The organism is Sporolactobacillus sp. CQH2019, assembly GCF_028765345.1.
Classification (GTDB): Bacteria; Bacillota; Bacilli; order Bacillales; family Sporolactobacillaceae; genus Sporolactobacillus.
The window spans coordinates 279,988-298,683 of record NZ_JARAJZ010000002.1 but is presented as its reverse complement, the minus strand read 5'-3'; the positions used below and the strand labels follow the sequence as shown (position 1 = coordinate 298,683).

The following is an 18,696-nucleotide window of genomic DNA, read 5'->3' as shown; positions in this document are numbered from 1 at the left end:
ACCTCCAAAAAAGAAGGCTAAAACGATTTAATGTTTTAGCCATTTAAATTATCTATGAGCGGTCACCTCAGCTTGACTGTAATGACCTGATTTGGCTTCACTTCAACCAATGGACCCGTTACTTGTTCGTTCAAATTTAAAAAGGTTAGCTTCTGGAAATCTGCAGAAAGTTTTTCTGCCCGGTTTGTTGGATTGAATAGCCGCAATAAAATTGAGTCATCCTTTTCAGATACTTTGATTGTTGAAATGACTAAACGGCCAATTCTCGGCAAGTTTAATGCTTCAACCCTTGAAGCCCGTACGGCCGGCGGATTCAAGTGCATGGCTTGAAATGGTATTTGATTATAAGCGATAACAGGTGTCAGATACCGTTTTGCATACTCAGCGACCTCGCAATCTTCAAAGGGTTCTGGATCCATCCTCAGAGCTAAATCTAATTTAAGATGACCTAATAGTTGGGAATCCGGAGTTGGCGCGTTGATGCCCGAGGGACGTCCCGGACGTCGAACTAGATCGGATTTACCGAGCACACCTACACTACGGAGCAAAGTTATGGCCATCGTACCGTGGTTTTCCCCAATCATTTCATACTCTCTCGTGCTGTTTGTGAAGACAGTGGTCGTTGTCCGAGTGTCACTCAGACTGACATAGGAGAGGAATGGATAAATTGCATCAGGACGTTCTGCCCATTTCTCTTTTTGCCAAACGTTCATTGCATCATCGACAACGGGTCGATGAATTTGGCCAAATTGATTATCTGCAATAGAAAATTCTGCTACAGTGTTTGTTGGAATTAAAAGTCTAGTCCGTTGATCTTTAACTTGATTATTCAGATTGACCTCGATAGATATCGTTCGATCATGCTTATGAATTTGCAAATGAAGCCTGACGTTGATATCTGCTGTTTTCGGGTTCATTCGAAGCCTCTCCGATAAATTTGCCGGCACACTTAGAGTATAGTAAATATCGACCTCGTAGGTAAATAGATGTTCCATAATGTGATATTTAGCATTTACACGATTTATGGAGTATATTGGCTTATCATCAGGTAATGGTGAAAAATCATATTCATCACCATCATCAGCCTGATTTTCTAAAACAAGAACCTTTCGGTATCGTTCTCCAGAATCCAAATCGAGTAAATCTATTGTTCCGTCATGATTGACATGTATTTTGTAATAATCTGTTTTAATCTCAGAGGTTAATTTCGTGTCAATTTCTACCTCGGCATCCGGAATGACTTCTAATGTTTCGCAGCCAATATCCGGTAAAGCTCTTTCAAACTGAATCGTATACCCGATAAAGGGTTCATAATTACCGTGTGCAACGATTTGGCGGTCAATGACTCCCGGATCAATAACGTTTTTTGCAATTAAATCATATGAAACAAATTCACCATTAGGTGCCTGTAGTTTAAAACCCGGAGCCTTTGTAATGACTGTAGTTGTTACCAAGCTGGGATCCGTCTTATGGCTCATATTAAAAAGTGTTAATTTATCATTATTGAGTGACACTGGAGTTGCTTCGGCCATTCTTCGTTTATAAAAATCAATCAGACGATCGACTCGTTCTTCAGTGTTACGAAAACGGGCTAGAATTTCACGATGAACTTTATCCGAACAGCAAGTACCGATACTATCGTGGGCATGATTTTTCATCAATTCTTTCCAAATTAATTCCATTAGGCCATGCTGATATGGGATACCCACTGACTTTGCTAAGGAGGCCAACGGTTCCAAAATATTTGTGATTTTATTCTCGATTCGTGTGTTTGCTGCTTTTAAATCCATCCGTGTGCTGTAAATACTGCGATGTATGCGTGCATATTTTCCATCTATCAGCTCACCTTGAATGGTTGCTAGTGATTTTTCTTGATCCAGCACTTCAAAAATTGCTTCATACGTACTTAAGAAAAAATTTCGATTCGGATAAATTTCATTTAGTTCATCTATAATTTCAAAGATATTTTGCTGGATCGGCATTTGATCATGGCCATTCGGAATTAATTCGTGATTCGTTGTCGCTCTCTTATCAAGGGTTAAGAATAACTTATCGATACGATCTTTAAGTTTTTCCTTTTCTGTCGGCAGAAACTTACCAACAGCATAACCTAGCGGAAATTGCTGGACGGTTACTTCCGAGCCCTCTGCAGACCGCCATTTGAATTCGGTTTTATCTGTGCCATGTCTTTCAGACATTCCCCGCCAGAAAATTGAATGTTTAATGCCAAATTGGTTCAAAATTTGCGGCGCCTGAGCACTTTGCCCGAAAGAATCTGGTACGTAACCAATCATCATCGGTTTTCCCAGCTTTTCACTATCCTTTATTCCGTACAATAAGTTGCGGGTCATTGATTCGGCGCCGACAACCATTTCATCGGTTTGCGTGTACCATGGACCTATTTTCAACCGTCCCTCACGGACCAATTGCTTAACCCGTTCATAGTTTTCAGCCTTCGCGTTGAAGTAATCCTCCAAAACAGCGGTTTGCCCATCAAGAACGTAAGTCGGGTAGTCAGGATGTTGTTCAAGCGTATCCATAATTTCATCCATGTTATTAACCAACAGTATTTGTGATTCTTCAGTTGAAAAGTACCATTCGCGATCCCAGTGCATGTGCGGGACAATGTGTATCTGCTTTTCTTTCATTATCATGTCTGTTTATTCCTCTTCTCATCGTTAAACAGATTCAAACAGTTCGTTTTGCAAGTTTATTTAATTTTTGTTTCCTTGTCACAATTAACAATAGAGTAGAAATGATGGCACCAATTAACGCTGCTCCTAACCAGATAATGGCATTCGTCAATCCACTTATTCCGCCTTTTAATAAGAACATCGAGAATATCCCGGCTCCGGGAACACTCAGTCCGACAGCAAAATAAGCGACTATTGCACCTGTAACGATTGAGCCGGCAATAAAGGATCCGATGACCCGAATGGGGTCTGCCATGGCAAATGGAATAGCCCCTTCAGTAATCCCAGCTAAGCCGAGAATCCACGTTTGATTGCCAATCTCACGTTCTTCTTTAGTAAATATATCTTTTTTCAAGTAGCAGGCTGCTGAAACTGAAAATGCCGATACCATCTTAACGGATGCAAAGATACAATACGGAGCGAAATTACCGTTTGCCATAGCACCGAGACTAAATGCATAGGCCGCTTTATTTACCGGCCCTCCCAAATCAAAAGAAACCATCACGCCTATAATTCCGCCCAATAACAAAGCGTTTGCACCGGCCAGTCCGTTCAGCCAATGAACGAGCCCGGTATTTAAAGCAGCAACCGGATTTCCGACAACGAACAGCATCAATACACCGACAATTAAGGAACCGATAACTGGATATATCCAAAAAGTTATGAAGCCGGAAAAAACTCCTTTACTTTTAATATGCTCTTTCATCCATTTCAACAAGTATCCTGCTATTAGGCCAGCCAGCATACCTCCTAAGAATCCGCTATTGATCATTAAAGCGGCCAGTCCGCCGGCAAACCCGGGGCCAAGGGCAGGCTTGTCAGCAATAGAATAGGCCATATACGCTGATAAAACGGGTACCATTAAGGTTCCAAGCATATTGCCGCCTAATGTCTTTAGTATGAATAACCAACTATGCTGGTCCGACAATACAGTCTGCAGTCCAAATGTTTGTGTAATCAATACCACAATTGCCGAGATCATACCGCCTGCAATAATAATAGGGATGATGTAAGAAATACCGGTCAGTACTGAATCTTTGAGTTCAGTCATAAATGGTCTTTTTGTCGGTTTTTCTTCTTCGGTAATCTCAATATTGCGTTGAGCCGGATCGAAATGAGCCGCTTTTTCAAGTGCTAAATCCAGCACTTTATTAGCATTCTTAATGGGATCGGCCACAGGTACATCTACTTTTGGCAGTCCTTTGAATCGTTCGGTTTCTTTTAAAGCAACATCGTGCGCGTAGATTACTGCATAGGCCTTAGCTGCCTGTGATTTTGTAATTTTATCCTCAAGTCCTTTGGCGCCCTGTTTTTCGACATGAATGTCAATGCCGCGCTCAGCTGCTGCTTTAGCAAGGGCTTCCGCAGCCATGTATGTGTGTGCGATACCGGCAGCACAAGCAGTGATGGCTACAATCGACGGCTTATTTTTATCAATATTATTTTGTTGTTTTTTTTCTAACCGTTCGCCAAGCAAATGAAACATGTCATCGGCAGTTGCCACATTCATTAAAGATTTTCTATAGTTTTCATCAGCCATTCTGGCAGCTAATTCGGCTAATAACTCTAAATGTGTCGTACCTGCTTCTGCATTGGGAATGGCCAATAAAAATATTAATCTCACCTGATTATCCGGATTCAGACTCGCATAATCTGTAACGACATTCTTTGTCCTGACCACGGCAAAAGCTGCTTCAATGACGGTATCTGATTTTCCATGCGGAATAGCCAGCCCGTTTTCTAAACCTGTGACTGATTCCTCTTCACGATTATAGACTGCTTTGAGAAAATCTTTTTTGGATTTAATTTTTCCAGCCGAGTAAAGTTTATCAACTAAGAAATCGAATACCTCGGCCTTTGTGTTTAAATCGACATCCAAGTAAATTAGACCCGGTGATGTTGCTTTCGTTAGGTCCATTTCAATCCCCCCATTCATTTTCAACTAGACTATATCACCGGCAAAGAAAGCGAATTCATTTTTGGGCAAAAATAAACGACATATCACGCTGAATATGTCGTAGTGTGTAATTTTACACAATGGTATTAAAATAACGATAAAAAAGGGAATTGAGTATGATAAACAGAGGCATCTTATCTGTAAGATTGTATCCATGCCAATTCTTATGGGGGGAGTAACAATAAAGTGCAGTATCAGCCATTTTAGCTAAAGAATTCTTAGTTAAATGTGTAAGAGTTACCAGATAATGATTTTTTTGCTTCGCTTGTTTTCCTACTTTAAGAACCTGAGCAGTTTCACCTGACAGACTCACTAGAAATATGAGGATGTTTTCTTCATTATCTATTTCATAGATAATTTGGTTTTCATAGGTCACGAATGATGTTTTCTGGTTGATTGCATTAAACATATGTGCGAAGTTGCTGGCGACGTAAGCGGTTTCTCCGACAGCAAAAAAAATGATTTTATGTGCCCTGTGCAGTTGACTGACAATATCCAATTCACGTTGAGAATCAATTAGCAAAAACGTCCGCTGAAGCCACTCTTGCTGATGATTGCTTTTTGTACTCATATTGACAGATTGATCATCAATTCCATTTCTTAATTCAATTTTCAACTCGACATACCCACAGTAGCCTAATTTTTTACAAAACCGCATGATGGTATTGGGTACGGTATATATGTGACGAGCAAGTTCGCTGATCGACATCCCAGCCACATCCCGGACATGCTTTTTGATGTAATCGACAAGAGCGTCTTCTGTTTCATTTAATTTATACTGAGCGTTGATAACGCGTTGTTCAAAAGAATTTTTTTGCATCGGATTGCCTACCTGACACATTAGGATTACTTTCAATCTGTCACGAGTGTATAAATGAAGGTGTCTAGACCGACAGAACAGTTTTCGTTTCGTTTTGTGTTATATCCATTGGCATTGGTTAATAATAAAACGATGCTTTCGTTTTGAAATTGTGCTGCATTCCTGTTCATTATAAACCACTTATCATCGATATTTTTAAAAGCTATTCAATTATATAAAAATGTCTCTTTTTGCTTGTTATGATGGGAATGGTAAATCGATTTGCAGAGCATTAAAAGGATGCTTTCAGTCTCAATTTTAAACGCATCATAACAATGATAAAGCTGTCTATCCATTATTTTTGATCTGTCAGCTGGTTATAAGCGTACGGAAGGATCATGGGACGGCACATTGGAACGGTTCGAGCATGCGTCTCTCTGTTATAGGATAATGAACTTGACGAATTGATTCACTGCCATGCCGACCGACGGTGAATAACCAACATGATGACTCACTTCCTGCCGTTTCTGCCCGCTGATCGATCGTTCAGCAGGCAGAACACCGCTAAGCATTTATTCATAGATAGGCGCCGCTTTTTCGTGAATAGAATTATGTTTTCTTATAATAGAGACGCATGATGATGCGCAGTTTTGCCTTAACCCTCTTTGTGACGCAGGTATACTACTAAGCCAGTACATATCCTCGTGATCAGGAACAAATTATATGAGTTCACCCTCTAAATGCCAAAATTCGACAATTTTATGAATACGTCGACTTTCTTCACATCTTCGATTTGAAAGCGTTTATAATCAAACTGAACGGTACAGTTTGACTATATGGGAGTGATCTCCAATGAGCGAACCTGCCAACGAACGTGCAAGGAAGAAAAAAGATCAGATTCTTCGCTCGGCAAAAGAATTATTTATTCAGCAGGGATTTGACGGAACGAGTATGGACGACATCTGCGAACATGCCGGTGTTTCGAAACAGACAATCTACAGTTATTATTCAGGTAAAGATAAATTGCTGTTCGGCGTCATTCGCCATCAACTTTTTCTATTATCGGACGACGGGTTTACCGTTGTCCTCGATCAGCTTGATTTTTCTACTCCCGATCGAATCGAGGCGTCGCTCAGCTATTTTGCCGGACAGTTGATCGATTACTTTATGAAGGCGGATTATTTGCAATTGGCACGAATCGTCGTCGCCGAGGTGGTCCGTTATCCGCAGCTGGCGCGTCTTTTCCGCGAGGCGGTTCCGCTTCGGGGCCTGAGCAATGTCGAACGAATGCTGGAAATGGCTAAGCAGTCGGATTATGTCGAGATCGACAATGTGGAGATTGCTGCCCGGGGTTTTGTCGGCATGTTGCTGACCTACATGTTTATCGACGGCGTCCTTGCCGGCGACGACCGGGCGGATAAGCCGACGCAGGAGCAAATTCATGAAATCGTTCGTTTTTATCTGCCGTCGATTCTGACGGGCAGCCGGGCGTAAAAGGAGGAGAGGGGAAATGAGACTTCACGTTGGCTTGGATATTGGCTCGACCACGGCAAAAATGGTAGCGATCGATGAAACGCATCGACTTGTATTCAAATCATACCGGCGTCATTTTTCCGAAATCAAAAAGGCGTCGATCCGTCTGCTGAGCGATTTGGCGGAAAAATTTCCCGGAGCCGAATTCAGGATCCACGCCAGTGGGTCATCTGGAATCGGTGTGGCGGAGCAGCTTGAGGTCCCCTTCGTGCAGGAAGTCGTCGCCTGTACGAAGGCGGTGCAGGCCAGTGATCCGACAGTCGATGTCGTGATCGAACTGGGCGGGGAAGATGCGAAAATTATCTATTTGAGCGGCGGCATGGAGCAGCGGATGAACGACGCCTGTGCGGGCGGGACGGGTGCGTTTATCGATCAGATTGCTTCGCTGCTTGAAACCGATGCTGCCGGACTCAATCGGCTTGCGGCCGGATCGGATCGGATCTACCCGATTGCGTCGCGTTGCGGAGTTTTTGCTAAAACGGATATTCAGTCGCTGATCAACGACGGGGTCAGTCGCGAGAATATTGCCGCTTCCGTCTTTCAGGCCGTTGTCAATCAGACGTTATCCGGCCTGGCCTGCGGCCGGCCGGTCCGCGGCAACGTGGCTTTTCTCGGCGGGCCGCTGACGTTTATGCCCGAGCTGCGCCGCCGGTTTATGGAGACGCTGCACCTGAGCGACGAGCAGGTGATGCGTACAGATAACGGCCAGTATTTTGTCGCGATCGGTGCGGCGATGGATAAGAGTGAAGGGAAAAAAGTCGATGTCGGCCGTTTAATCAGCCGCCTGCAGACCATGAGCGCGACGGGGAAAGAGCTGGCGTCGCATCGAATGGCGCCGCTGTTTGCCAGCGAGGCGGAACGGACGGCGTTTGAGCAGCGTCATGCCCGCGCCAAAGTCCGCCGCGGCGATCTGGGCAATTACAGCGGTCCCGCTTACCTTGGCGTCGATGCCGGATCGACAACGACTAAGATCGTGCTGACTGGAACGGACGACCAGATCCTGTATGATTTTTATCAGGGTAATAAAGGCAATCCGGTGGCCGCCGTACGCAAAGGCCTGCGCCGTCTTTACGACGTGCTGCCCGCGCAAGTCCACATCGCTTATTCGCTGGCCACCGGTTATGGCGAAAAATTGGTCCAGGCCGCTTTTCGGCTCGACGGCGGCGAAGTCGAGACAATTGCCCATTATAAGGCAGCACGCCGCTTTCAGCCGAATGTCGATTTTATCATCGACATCGGCGGTCAGGATATGAAATGCATGAAGATTAAGAACGGTGCCATCGACCGAATTATGCTCAACGAAGCTTGCTCATCCGGCTGCGGCTCGTTTCTGGAAAATTTCTCCGGTACGCTCGGTTACTCGGTGAAGGATTTTTCGCAAATGGCGCTTTCCTCCCAGGGACCAGTCGAACTCGGATCGCGCTGCACGGTGTTTATGAATTCGAAAGTCCGCCAGGTGCAGAAAGAGGGGGCGGAAGTGGCCGACATTTCTGCCGGTCTCGCTTACTCGGTCATTGCCAATGCCTTGTTTAAGGTAATCAAGATGCGGCATGTCGATGAGATGGGCGATCACATTGTCGTGCAGGGAGGCACTTTTTTAAATGAAGCCGTGCTGCGGGCATTCGAGAAAATGACCGGTAAGGAGGTCGTGCGTCCTGATCTGGCCGGGTTGATGGGTGCTTACGGCTGTGCGTTATTGGCACGCGAGCGCAGTCGCTCGGATGGCCGCTCAACCGTACTGCCGCCGGAGAAACTGGCAGCATTGACGGTGAAAATTACTTACGGCCGCTGCAAGCAATGTGCCAATCGCTGCCGACTGACGATCAACCGTTTCCTCGACCGCCGCGTGTTCATCACCGGCAACCGCTGTGAGCGCGGTGCCGGTCTGCCGAAGAAAAAGCGGACCGAGGCCAATTTGGCAGAGGAGAAGCTGCACAAGCTGTTCGACCGGCCGAGCTTGAGCGAAGAGGACGCGGTACGCGGAACAATCGGCATTCCGCGGGCACTGAATATGTATGAAAATTATCCGTTCTGGCATCGCTTTTTTAGCGAACTGAAATTTCGCGTCGTCCTTTCCGAACGCTCCGGGCTGCTCAACTATCAAAAGGGAATGGAGACGATCCCGTCGGAGGCCGTCTGCTATCCGGCCAAACTGATGCACGGCCAGATCGTCAATCTGGTCGAAAAAGGCGTGCCGGCGATTTTTTATCCGGCGGTCGTTTTTGAACGGAGGGAAAATGATGAGCAGGACAATCATTACAATTGCCCGATCGTCTCGTCCTATCCGGAAGTGATTCGCGTCAATATGACGATTTTAAAAGAACGCCATGTTCGTTTCATTCAGCCGTTTCTCTCTATGGATCGACTTGATTCGGTTGCAGGAGAATTGCAGAAATGTTTTCCCGATATCCCGGCGGCCGAGCTGAATCAGGCGCTGGCAAAGGCGAAGGAAGAAGACGCGGCTTTTCACGCATGGATCCGCCGGCGCGGTCGCGAAGTCGTTGCCGGACTTGAGGCATCAGGGAAGACGGGAATTGTCCTTGCCGGGCATCCTTATCACCTTGATCCGTTTGTCAACCACGGCATTCCCGACGAAATCGCCCGGATGGACATGGCCGTATTGACCGAGGATTCCGTTGCTTCGCTGGCAAAGCATAAAATTTCACAGCCGGTCGTCAACCAGTGGACCTACCACAGCCGGCTGTACCGCGCCGCCGAAGCAGTCAAGGAGCATCCGAATCTCGAACTCGTACAGATGACGTCGTTCGGTTGCGGACTGGACGCGATCACGACCGATGCGGTGCAGGAAATCCTTGAACGCGGCCACAAGCTTTATACGTGGATCAAAATGGACGAAAATAACAATCTTGGCGCCGCACGCATCCGTCTGCGCTCAATGAAGGCAGCGATCCGCGAGCGGAAAAAATTACAACAGCCGGCCGGGGAGGAACTGCTTCCGCCGTCACCGCCGGTATTCACAAAAGCGGAGCGGAAAACCTATACGATTCTCTCGCCGCAGATGATCCCGACACACTTTATCCTGTTTGAGAAGGCGTTTCGCCGTCACGGTTATCGATTGAAAGTACTGGAGAAGCAGACGCGCGCCCAGATTGACGAAGGCCTGAAATATGTCAATAACGATGCCTGCTTCCCGGCAATCATCACCATCGGCCAGCTTGTCTCGGCACTTAAATCGCAGGACTGCGATCCCGAGCGGACGGCGGTGATCATGACGCAGACCGGCGGCGGCTGCCGGGCAACTAATTATCTGGCACTGCTGAAAAAAGCGCTGGTCAGTGCCGGCTTTGGACAAGTCCCGGTTCTGTCGCTGAACCACTCCGGCATGGAGCGGCAGCCCGGCTTCCGGATAACACTGCCGATCGTCAAAGAACTGGTCGTCTCGGCCTGCCTCGGCGATCTGCTGTTAAAATTGCGTTTCGCCGTCCGTCCCTACGAAGTCGAGCGGGGGCGGACAGACCGAACGTACCGCCTCTGGCTCAGGCGCTGCGCAGACCTGCTTGATCACTTTAGTATGAAAAACTATCAATCTCTGATCGAGAAAATGATCGTCGACTTTGACCGGATCGTCGTGCACCCGGCACATAAGCCGAAAGTCGGCATTGTCGGCGAAATCTACGTTAAATTCAGTCCGTTTGCCAATAACGGGCTGGTCGAGACGATTGAACGAGAAGGCGGCGAAGCGGTTATTCCTGATTTTGTAAACTTTTTCCTGTATGGCCTGTATAACCATCGCTTCCGTGAAGAACACCTCGGCAAAGGGAAGCTGCCTGTCCTGAGGGGAACGGTCGGCCTGCACTTTGTGGAACACTATCGCCGTCCGATCCGCCGCGCTCTGGAGTTGAACGGCCGTTTTGCAGCGCCGCAACCGATCGGGCGGATTGCCGAAACCGCGTCGTCGCTGCTGAGTATCGGCAATCAGATGGGCGAAGGCTGGCTGCTCCCCGGCGAGATGGCCGAATTGCTCAATGCCGACGTAAAAAATGTTATCTGTGTTCAGCCGTTTGCCTGCCTGCCGAATCACGTGCTCGGACGCGGCATGTTCCGCGCCCTGAAAAGAAATCATCCGGACGCCAACCTGATCTCAATCGATTACGATGCCGGGTCCAGCAAGGTCAACCAGGATAATCGAATTAAACTGCTGCTGAGCTTAGCGAAGGAAGGTGCCGAAGAGACTGTCTGAGAAAGAGAAGATTCCCGGAGACGGATTTTCTTAAGACTTAACTTAACGACGATCGATAGACCCGGCACAACGGCTGATAAACAGGTTCACAATGCAGCCGTCTTTGAAAAGGGAAAAGTTTTAAGAGAGGGTGAGCGTATGATTACGCACGTGATCTGGGATCTCGGCGACACAATAAATACTTCTCCACATGAAGGCCTGGACAGAAAACCGCTGTATGAATATCCTGAAGTTCAGTTGCGATTGCATGTTAAAGAAACATTGTTCCGTCTGGAGCAAATGGGGTTAAAACAAGCGGTTTTAAGCAATACAGCATACAGCGACAGCGAGATGGCCGGAAAAATGCTGGAAAAGTTAGGAGTCGGTCACTACTTTACATTTGTTTATGCCACGCAATCGGAACTGGAGGAAGGGAAACCGCAAAAGCCGGACCCGGAAGTTTTTGATTTTATGATACGCAAGCTGCAAATCCATCGGTCGGAAGCGGTCATGATCGGCAACTCCTGGGATAACGACATTCTGGGGGCGAATGAAAGCGGCATCCATGCGATCTGGCTGACTAATCAGGAAATTGCCGTCCGCCGGAACGTGACGAAAAAAGTGCAAACGCCTCCGTGGATCATTCCCGTTCACGATGTCGGGAATATTCCCGATGCCCTCGGACTGCTCATGCAGCTGCCATAAAATAAATCTTCATAAGATAACGGACTTTTTTAGACTGAATAGTTGTGACCGCCGGACAGGCACGGTTTTGGACGTTCAAAAATTTCGTTCGCCGTGCCGTTTCGCTTAGTAAGGATATACGAAAAACCCGGCCTGGGCCGGGTGCCATACATACTTAAAAATGTATCAAACTTACTTTTGAAGTGTGCCGGGACCTGTTCCGGAGCCTGTACCCGGCCCTGTACCCGGTGCTGTTCCCGGACCGGTAAATGGTCCCGTTCCGAGACCTGATTGATTAGCCATCGTCCTAACCTCCCTTTGCGGTTTACTATTAGCTATGTATTTATTTAGACAAGGGGAACGGCCGATTCATCAGAGAAAGTGTATTTCCCCGTATGATTCACCGTATCGCAAGCGGCTTATTATAAACAAAATGCCTGTCTCTCAGGCCTTTATTTCAATTGCTCATACAGTACTGTTCATTGTATTATCCTGCTAAAGTATGTTTTCAAATAATCAAACAGGTATAGAGTCCGCTATTGCAGGTGTACGATCCGCTTCGATTATGCGGGCTGTTTGGAATGCGGAACCTGCCGGGTACTGTGCGGCAAAACAGTTCTCAGTAACTGGCAATTTCCGGAAGGGACTTTCGGCGTTGAGTACCGTTACGGCTGATCGGCAGTCATGTGAGAAGGGAAGATTAGCAGAATGCCTTGGTCATTATCGGATGATTTACGTTAGTCATTTAAAAGTTTTACCGAAATATTCCTGCAGGGCATTCGTGCAGCTCAGCTTTTAAAAAATCTGCGAGCGTTTCGCAGATTTTCTATACACTGTAATAATTTATAAGGACATAAATGTTCATAGCACCGCATCTGCAACTTATTCGGCAGGCTCTTGTCACCCTTGCGCGGCGAAGGCTTCGCCTGCGCCAGCGGCTGGACGAAACTGCTCATACGGAGCGGTGTCTCAATGCCGATACTCATGGATAGCCTGTACAAAATTGCCGGTGATAAATTCGGGTCGCGTGAAACCCGGCTTTTATCCCCTTCCCTAATAGCTGTTTGTTCATTTGCAAAGCTTATATGAACCATTTTTTTGTTTGTCATTAAATCCTTCCTGCAGTGTGCATCAGCTTTTAGTCTTACTTTTATATAATTCTTTATATCTTTTCGATATAAATCTGCCTGTGTCTTTCATCAACACCCAGAGCAGCGCAAGCCGGCGGTGCAGCCTTATATATAAAAGAAGAAGTAAGAGCAGTACAAGCAATATAAGTCCGGTGATAAAGAAAACAACCGCCGCCGGATTCTCTTTATACATAGCATTTGCAAAAAGAGAAACTGTTGCCGCGTACCTTTGCAGCATCAGATTTGGCGGAGATGGCAGTTGAACCATCGTCAGCGTATCTGTTGCTCCGGCTTTGGTGATCAAGTAATGGTAATAGCTGTTTTGTGTCATCAACTCCGCACCGGCGCCTCCGCTTATGATATAACGAACGCCGTTTTTGGTATAATCAAAATAACTGTGGATATGGGAAAGATAAACCGTGTCCACCTTGTATTCCGTCATAAGGTTTTCAAAGCGTACGGCTTCCTGCTTGGTCTGAAAGCCGTGGTCTATATTTTCATCCTCACTGTAAGCTTCCAACTTCTGCTCGACAAGGCCGCCTTCCTTTTCAACCTTATCTGTATAAGACTGTACTTCATTTGGCCTGACATTGCTTCTTGGATCGGTCGGAGGCACATGGGATATTACAAAAATCCGCTTGCCCTTCGCTTTTTGAAGATCCCGTTTGAGCCAAGCGTATTGTACGTCCGGTATTGCCTGTTTTTCGGCATATCCACGCGAGCTGTCAAGAAAGATGAAGTGATTGTCGCCAAAATCAAACGAGTAGTATTCCGGCCCATAAAGCTTTTTGTAGGTTTCACGTCCATCCCCGCGTATGTCGTGGTTGCCTAATGTGGTGCACAGAGTTGTGGAAATCCCGGATACCATTTGATTAAATATACGATACTGGTTGGTTTTCCCGCTGTAAACAAGGTCGCCGTTGTCAATCACAAATACGGGTTTCAACGCGTTTATCTGCTCAATAATCTTTCCAAAGGTTTCATAACCATCCCTGCTGTCGCCGAGAATGACATAGTTGTCATCTGCTGTATTGCTTGGCTGAACGGGATCAATCCGCTTGGTTTCTCCTGCGTTTAAATTCATTGAAAACTCCAATGTGTTGACCGTGATTCTGGCAGGTTTGAAACTTTTATCTATACTTGCTGAGTAAAAGCCTGGATTAACATTTTCAATAGAAATCAATACGTTTCGAACAGGTGCCTTTGTTGCTTTTACTGTAACGGAAGGGAGAGGTGACAGAGCCCTTATGACCAGTCGATTTCCATCCTTGCCTTTTTGTATCCCTTTTATAAAGCCGCCGGACACGGTTACATCGGCGGCGTTCCATTTATATGTGGATGAAGAATCGTCTGGGTTGTAGTTGAGCGGGACTGAGGTGAAGCCGGTGTTGATATTGTAAACGTGATAAGCATTATACAGAAAAAGGCCGACTCCTGCGGTAAGGCATAGAACCAGCGCCAGTATAATAATTTTAAGAGTCCTTTTAAGCTTCATCTTATCATCCCGGTATTTTTTTGCTCTGTAATGCTATTATTTCTGTTAAGTATGATTTTTATTATGATGGCCGAACCCACTCCAAGAATAGCGCCAAACAGAAACGGTGCGTCCGAGTTTATTTTATCCCATAGGAGTCCGGCTATGATTGACGACAGTAGCAGTCCGACATCTTGCACCATTCCGTAAATCCCCAGAACAGTTCCCTTTAATCCTGCCGGCGCGTTCTCGGCGATAAAAGCCCTTTCAGCACCACTGATAAACGCAGTGTACACGCCGTATGCGATGAATAGAATCAGAATGGCGGGTTTTGCCGACAAAAACGCAAAGCCAAGGTATACAAGGCCGTAGATCAGGTATCCTGGTACAAGGATCTTGCTCCTTCCGAATCTATCAGACAATTTACCCGACGGTATGGCAAAAATGGATGTGGCAACATTAAATAGAAGATACAGCAACATGACCTGTGACGCTGAAAAGCCTTGGTTCTGAGCCTTCAAAAAGCAAAAATGTATTCGACGAATTTCCAAGGCAAAAAATAAATATTACGGCAAGATACATTTTCAGTTTCCCACCAAGTTTTAACCCTTTAAGCTTGAGCTTTTCAGGTGTTTTATCGCTGCCTTGGTCTTCCCTGACGAAAAATATGATCAAAATCCCGATGATCGCAGGAATGATAGAAAACAGGAACGCCTTGTGAAATCCAATACTGGTTGCGACGAAAATATAGGCAAACAGTGCTCCAAGGGAGGAACCGGCCATATCCAGCATCTTATGCAGACCGAATGACCCGCCAAGTTTTTTTTCATCGCTTGACTGTGCGACAAGAGCGTCGCGCGGTGCGGTACGTATCCCTTTTCCCGTTCGGTCGATTACTCTTGCCAATAAAACCAAGGGCCACGATGTTGCCAGAAGGAGAAATATTTTATACAGGACCGATGCCGAATAGCCGATAAAAGTAAGAGGCTTTTTATTGTGGCGCACATCCCCGATGTAGCCGCTGAATACTTTGAGAAGCGACGCGATGCTCTCAGCAATTCCTTCAATGAGTCCCACAATCGCGGGTGACGCCCCCAGCGCAGCGGTCAGAAAGAGCGGAACCAGAGGATAAACCATTTCGGTACTCATATCTACAAACAGGCTGACAAGTCCGAGCCATACAATATTGGAAATGATAACTTTCTTTTTCACTATTATCCACCCTATGACCTGTCGGTAAACTTGTATACTTTATCGCAGAATTTTTCAAGCGCTTCGGCACATTTTAATAGTGTTGTCTTCGATGTTTCTTTCAGAGGCGCTTCGAAGGTATCCCTTGCCACTATTTTCGCATACCACTGCTTTAATTTATCTAACTCTTCTTCATTCTCTTCGATTTCGGCAAATGTAAAATTCTTGCGGCCTATTTCCTTGTTGATTTCTTTAAAAAAATCTTCACACTGCTCAAGAAGTTCTCCGTATTCCTCGTTTCTTGCCGAGTTGAATCGTTCGATAATATTTTTCTGCCCGTCTTCATCTACGGATGATTTCATGACGAACGCCTTGCCGTTATTTTGGAGAACCTCGCTTTTTATCTCATTGAGCAAGTTTAAATTTTCATCCGTCAGGGGCAGTATCCACATCGACTGCTGAATATTGACTGCACCTATTTTTTTCAGTCTGCGCCATAAGGAGACACGGGCTCTCGATGGTTCTCTCGGCAGTGTATAGTTGATAACGGCCCAATCGTTTTGATCCATAACACCACTCCGTATATGTAATACTGGTTACAAAAGTTAATATATCATAAAGTAATACTGGTTACAATGTCTATCACTCATTTTCACAGTCTACAAATCCAGCTGAACGCTGAGCAGCACAAACCCAGCGTCTGTGACCTGGGGAGCTCAACTCAATAGGAAAAATATTTCACTTTTTGGTATAGTGAATCTGTCATAATCGGCTAGCAAATAGAAAAGGTGTCCTCTGTATGAGAGTGAATCACGACATAAAAGAATCAACTCCCTGAAGAATAAAAGCCAAATTTTGAAATAGCTTTGTCAGGCAGGCATTGTTAAATTTTTTGACTTTTCCTGCGGCGATCTTTTCCAGCTCGTTTTTCGTCTGATTTTTATCCGGAAAGTTGGCTTTGCTTGCTGAAAAGTCACAAGGCCGTTGATCCGCCAGGTAAGGAAAAGACACGGCCCATCGTTTTTTAAATGGTTCGGAGTTTGCTTGGCATTGGTTTCTTCTGGTACTCAGTGTAAAGTCAGCCGCTTAATCGCTTAATGTGTGCCCATCGCCGATAATTTGTCTTTTTATCGCAATCAAAAGGTTGAGTACCGGTACATTGCTTGAATCATGTGCAAAAAAAAATCTGCGAACGTTTCGCAGATTTTCTATACACTGTAATAATTTATAAGGACATAAATGTTCATAGCACCGCATCTGCAACTTATTCGGCAGGCTCTTGTCACCCTTGCGCAGCGGAGGCTTCGCCTGCCCCCATTCCGGGGGAAACGACTCACACGGAGCGGTGTTTCAATGCCGATACTCATGGATAGCCTGTACAAAATTGCCGGTGATGAATTCGGGACGCGTGATCGCTGACCCAATAACGATTGAAAATGCTCCGCTTTTATAGGCATTCACTGCGTCACGGATATCCACAATATGCCCTTCGGCAATGATCGGCACGTTCAGCGTGTCATGCATATCGCGAATCAGTTGAAAATTGATCTTATCTGCGCCTTTTGTATTTTCGGTATATCCGGAGAGAGTGGTTGAAACGATATCCGCGCCGCAGTTCTCCGCATACCGTCCGCTTTCCAGATTGTCGCAGTCCGCCATAACCGGCACATCCGGAAATTTTGTGTGAATGTTCAAGATAATTTCTTGAAGATCCTGATGATCGGGACGGGGCCTTTTTGTCCCGTCTAATGCGACGATATCGGCACCCGACTCTATAATGGCTTTTGCGCTCTCAAAGGTGGGTGTGATATAGACTTCATATCCTTGATGCCATTGTTTATAGATCCCGATTATCGGTAAATGGACGGCCTGCTTGATTGCCCTTATGTTCTGCGGCTCCGTTGCCCGAATGCCGACTGCTCCTCCCTGTTTCGCAGCTGCCGCAAAGGCAACCATTATATCGGTTCCATACATCGGCGACCCCTTTTGCGCCTGGCACGAAACAATCAGACCGCCTTTAATTGATTCTAATAGTTGACCCTTATCCATCATACGTTCCCTCCTAAACAGTGATTAATACCTGTCCTAATTTCACTCATTTTCCGCACCGGGCCGATTGCGTAACAGGCAATCATTCATTAGCCGGATGACCGCTTTTGCTTCTGAACCGGGTCCATCGGCGGCCGGCTCGGGAAGAGTTGATCCATCAGATCCCGGATTACATTTTCCCATCCTCGTTCCTCTACTAGTAGACCTTTTGTAATAACATTATAAGGCTTTCAACTTAATCTCCATTCAACTGTATAACGGCAATGATACATACTGAGATCATCTCTTTTATACACATTATTTCCGGATTATTCTACTGGCCGATTGAATTAACTGATAGTGCCTCTGTGACCATCATATCAACAATTGTAAAACTCGGGGGAAAATTTAGTGATTAATTTTTCATTTTGCAATCATGCCGATATAGAATTTGGATTTTCGGGAATCCAGAGTTTTAAACAATATGAAATGCCAGAAATCCGCAAGATCCCCTTTTCGGATTATCTAATATGAGTATCTCTTTAGCTCATTTTCCTGCAGTACCGTCAATTGATGATCGACTGCTTTCTGAGACCGTCATCTCTCGAAAGAAGAAGAGCGTTTCCGCAATCAATAAACTTCCGCAACGGTCATTGGGTGCCATGGTTGATAAAACGAAGGTAACGATCGATAAAATTGCCTGTGCCGACCGGAACCGAGCCCAAGTTGACCGAAAAAGCGGCTGTGCCGACCGAAACCCTCGTCCCAGACCGATAAGCGGCCGCAGCCGACCGAAAAGGGATAGCTCACGACCGAAAAACTGCCTGTGCCGACCGAAACCGAGCCCAAGTTGACCGAAAAAGCGGCTGTGCCGACCGAAACCCTCGTCCCAGACCGATAAGCGGTCGCAGCCGACCGAAAAAGGATGGCTCACGACCGAAAAACTGCCTGTGCCGACCGAAACCGAGCCCAAGTTGACCGAAAAAACGGCTGGTAAGACCGAAACCATTGTCCCAGACCGATAAGC

The 18,696-nt window shown here is 46.1% G+C and carries 13 protein-coding genes; 3 read left to right on the top strand and 10 right to left on the bottom strand.

All coding sequences use genetic code 11. The features are described 5' to 3' along the window. Positions 1-62 precede the first annotated feature (62 nt). The 3 genes from OYT88_RS04325 to OYT88_RS04315 all read right to left on the bottom strand — a co-directional run bounded on the left by OYT88_RS04325 (position 63) and on the right by OYT88_RS04315 (position 5,470). Positions 63-2,654 carry a glycoside hydrolase family 38 N-terminal domain-containing protein gene (locus OYT88_RS04325; RefSeq protein WP_274398172.1) on the bottom strand — a complete coding sequence of 864 codons (2,592 nt, stop codon included), beginning with the start codon at positions 2,652-2,654 and terminating at the stop codon, positions 63-65. 34 nt (positions 2,655-2,688) lie between these two features. Beyond that, the gene (mngA, locus tag OYT88_RS04320) at positions 2,689-4,611 is read right to left on the bottom strand and encodes a PTS 2-O-a-mannosyl-D-glycerate transporter subunit IIABC (RefSeq protein WP_274398171.1); all 1,923 of its coding nucleotides are present in this window, start codon (positions 4,609-4,611) and stop codon (positions 2,689-2,691) included. 112 nt (positions 4,612-4,723) lie between these two features. Next, positions 4,724-5,470 (bottom strand): MurR/RpiR family transcriptional regulator, encoded by a 747-nt coding sequence (locus tag OYT88_RS04315; RefSeq protein ID WP_274398170.1) that lies wholly within the window; start codon positions 5,468-5,470, stop codon positions 4,724-4,726. A gap of 831 nt (positions 5,471-6,301) precedes the next feature. Between OYT88_RS04315 and OYT88_RS04310 the strand changes: the two genes are divergently transcribed. The 3 genes from OYT88_RS04310 (at position 6,302) to OYT88_RS04300 (ending at position 11,867) form a co-directional block, all read left to right on the top strand. Next, positions 6,302-6,943 carry a TetR/AcrR family transcriptional regulator gene (locus OYT88_RS04310; RefSeq protein WP_274398169.1) on the top strand — a complete coding sequence of 214 codons (642 nt, stop codon included), beginning with the start codon at positions 6,302-6,304 and terminating at the stop codon, positions 6,941-6,943. Between the two features lie 16 nt (positions 6,944-6,959). Next, entirely contained in the window at positions 6,960-11,183 is a 4,224-nt protein-coding gene (locus OYT88_RS04305) for an acyl-CoA dehydratase activase-related protein (RefSeq protein ID WP_274398168.1), read from the top strand. 138 nt (positions 11,184-11,321) lie between these two features. Then, positions 11,322-11,867, top strand: a complete 546-nt coding sequence (locus OYT88_RS04300; protein WP_274398167.1) for an HAD family hydrolase — start codon at positions 11,322-11,324, stop codon at positions 11,865-11,867. 767 nt (positions 11,868-12,634) lie between these two features. Here OYT88_RS04300 and OYT88_RS04290 read toward each other — a convergent pair. From OYT88_RS04290 to OYT88_RS04260, 7 genes are all read right to left on the bottom strand, one after another. Then, positions 12,635-12,955 (bottom strand): hypothetical protein, encoded by a 321-nt coding sequence (locus OYT88_RS04290; RefSeq protein WP_274398166.1) that lies wholly within the window; start codon positions 12,953-12,955, stop codon positions 12,635-12,637. Positions 12,956-12,977: 22 nt separating this feature from the next. Beyond that, entirely contained in the window at positions 12,978-14,471 is a 1,494-nt protein-coding gene (locus OYT88_RS04285; protein WP_274398165.1) for a metallophosphoesterase family protein, read from the bottom strand. After that, the gene (locus OYT88_RS04280) at positions 14,468-14,932 is read right to left on the bottom strand and encodes an MFS transporter (RefSeq protein ID WP_274398164.1); all 465 of its coding nucleotides are present in this window, start codon (positions 14,930-14,932) and stop codon (positions 14,468-14,470) included. The genes OYT88_RS04285 and OYT88_RS04280 overlap by 4 nt, the downstream gene beginning before the upstream one ends. Beyond that, the gene (locus OYT88_RS04275; RefSeq protein ID WP_274398163.1) at positions 14,910-15,662 is read right to left on the bottom strand and encodes an MFS transporter; all 753 of its coding nucleotides are present in this window, start codon (positions 15,660-15,662) and stop codon (positions 14,910-14,912) included. Before OYT88_RS04275 ends, OYT88_RS04280 begins: the two co-directional genes overlap by 23 nt. Positions 15,663-15,673: 11 nt before the next feature. Further along, the gene (locus tag OYT88_RS04270) at positions 15,674-16,210 is read right to left on the bottom strand and encodes a Chromate resistance protein ChrB (protein ID WP_274398162.1); all 537 of its coding nucleotides are present in this window, start codon (positions 16,208-16,210) and stop codon (positions 15,674-15,676) included. A gap of 781 nt (positions 16,211-16,991) precedes the next feature. Next, positions 16,992-17,690: an N-acetylmannosamine-6-phosphate 2-epimerase gene (locus OYT88_RS04265; RefSeq protein WP_274398161.1), complete on the bottom strand. Its 699-nt coding sequence runs from the start codon at positions 17,688-17,690 to the stop codon at positions 16,992-16,994. Between the two features lie 526 nt (positions 17,691-18,216). Further along, complete coding sequence (locus tag OYT88_RS04260; RefSeq protein ID WP_274398160.1) at positions 18,217-18,603, bottom strand: hypothetical protein; 387 nt, start codon at positions 18,601-18,603, stop codon at positions 18,217-18,219. Between the last annotated feature and the right edge of the window lie 93 nt (positions 18,604-18,696).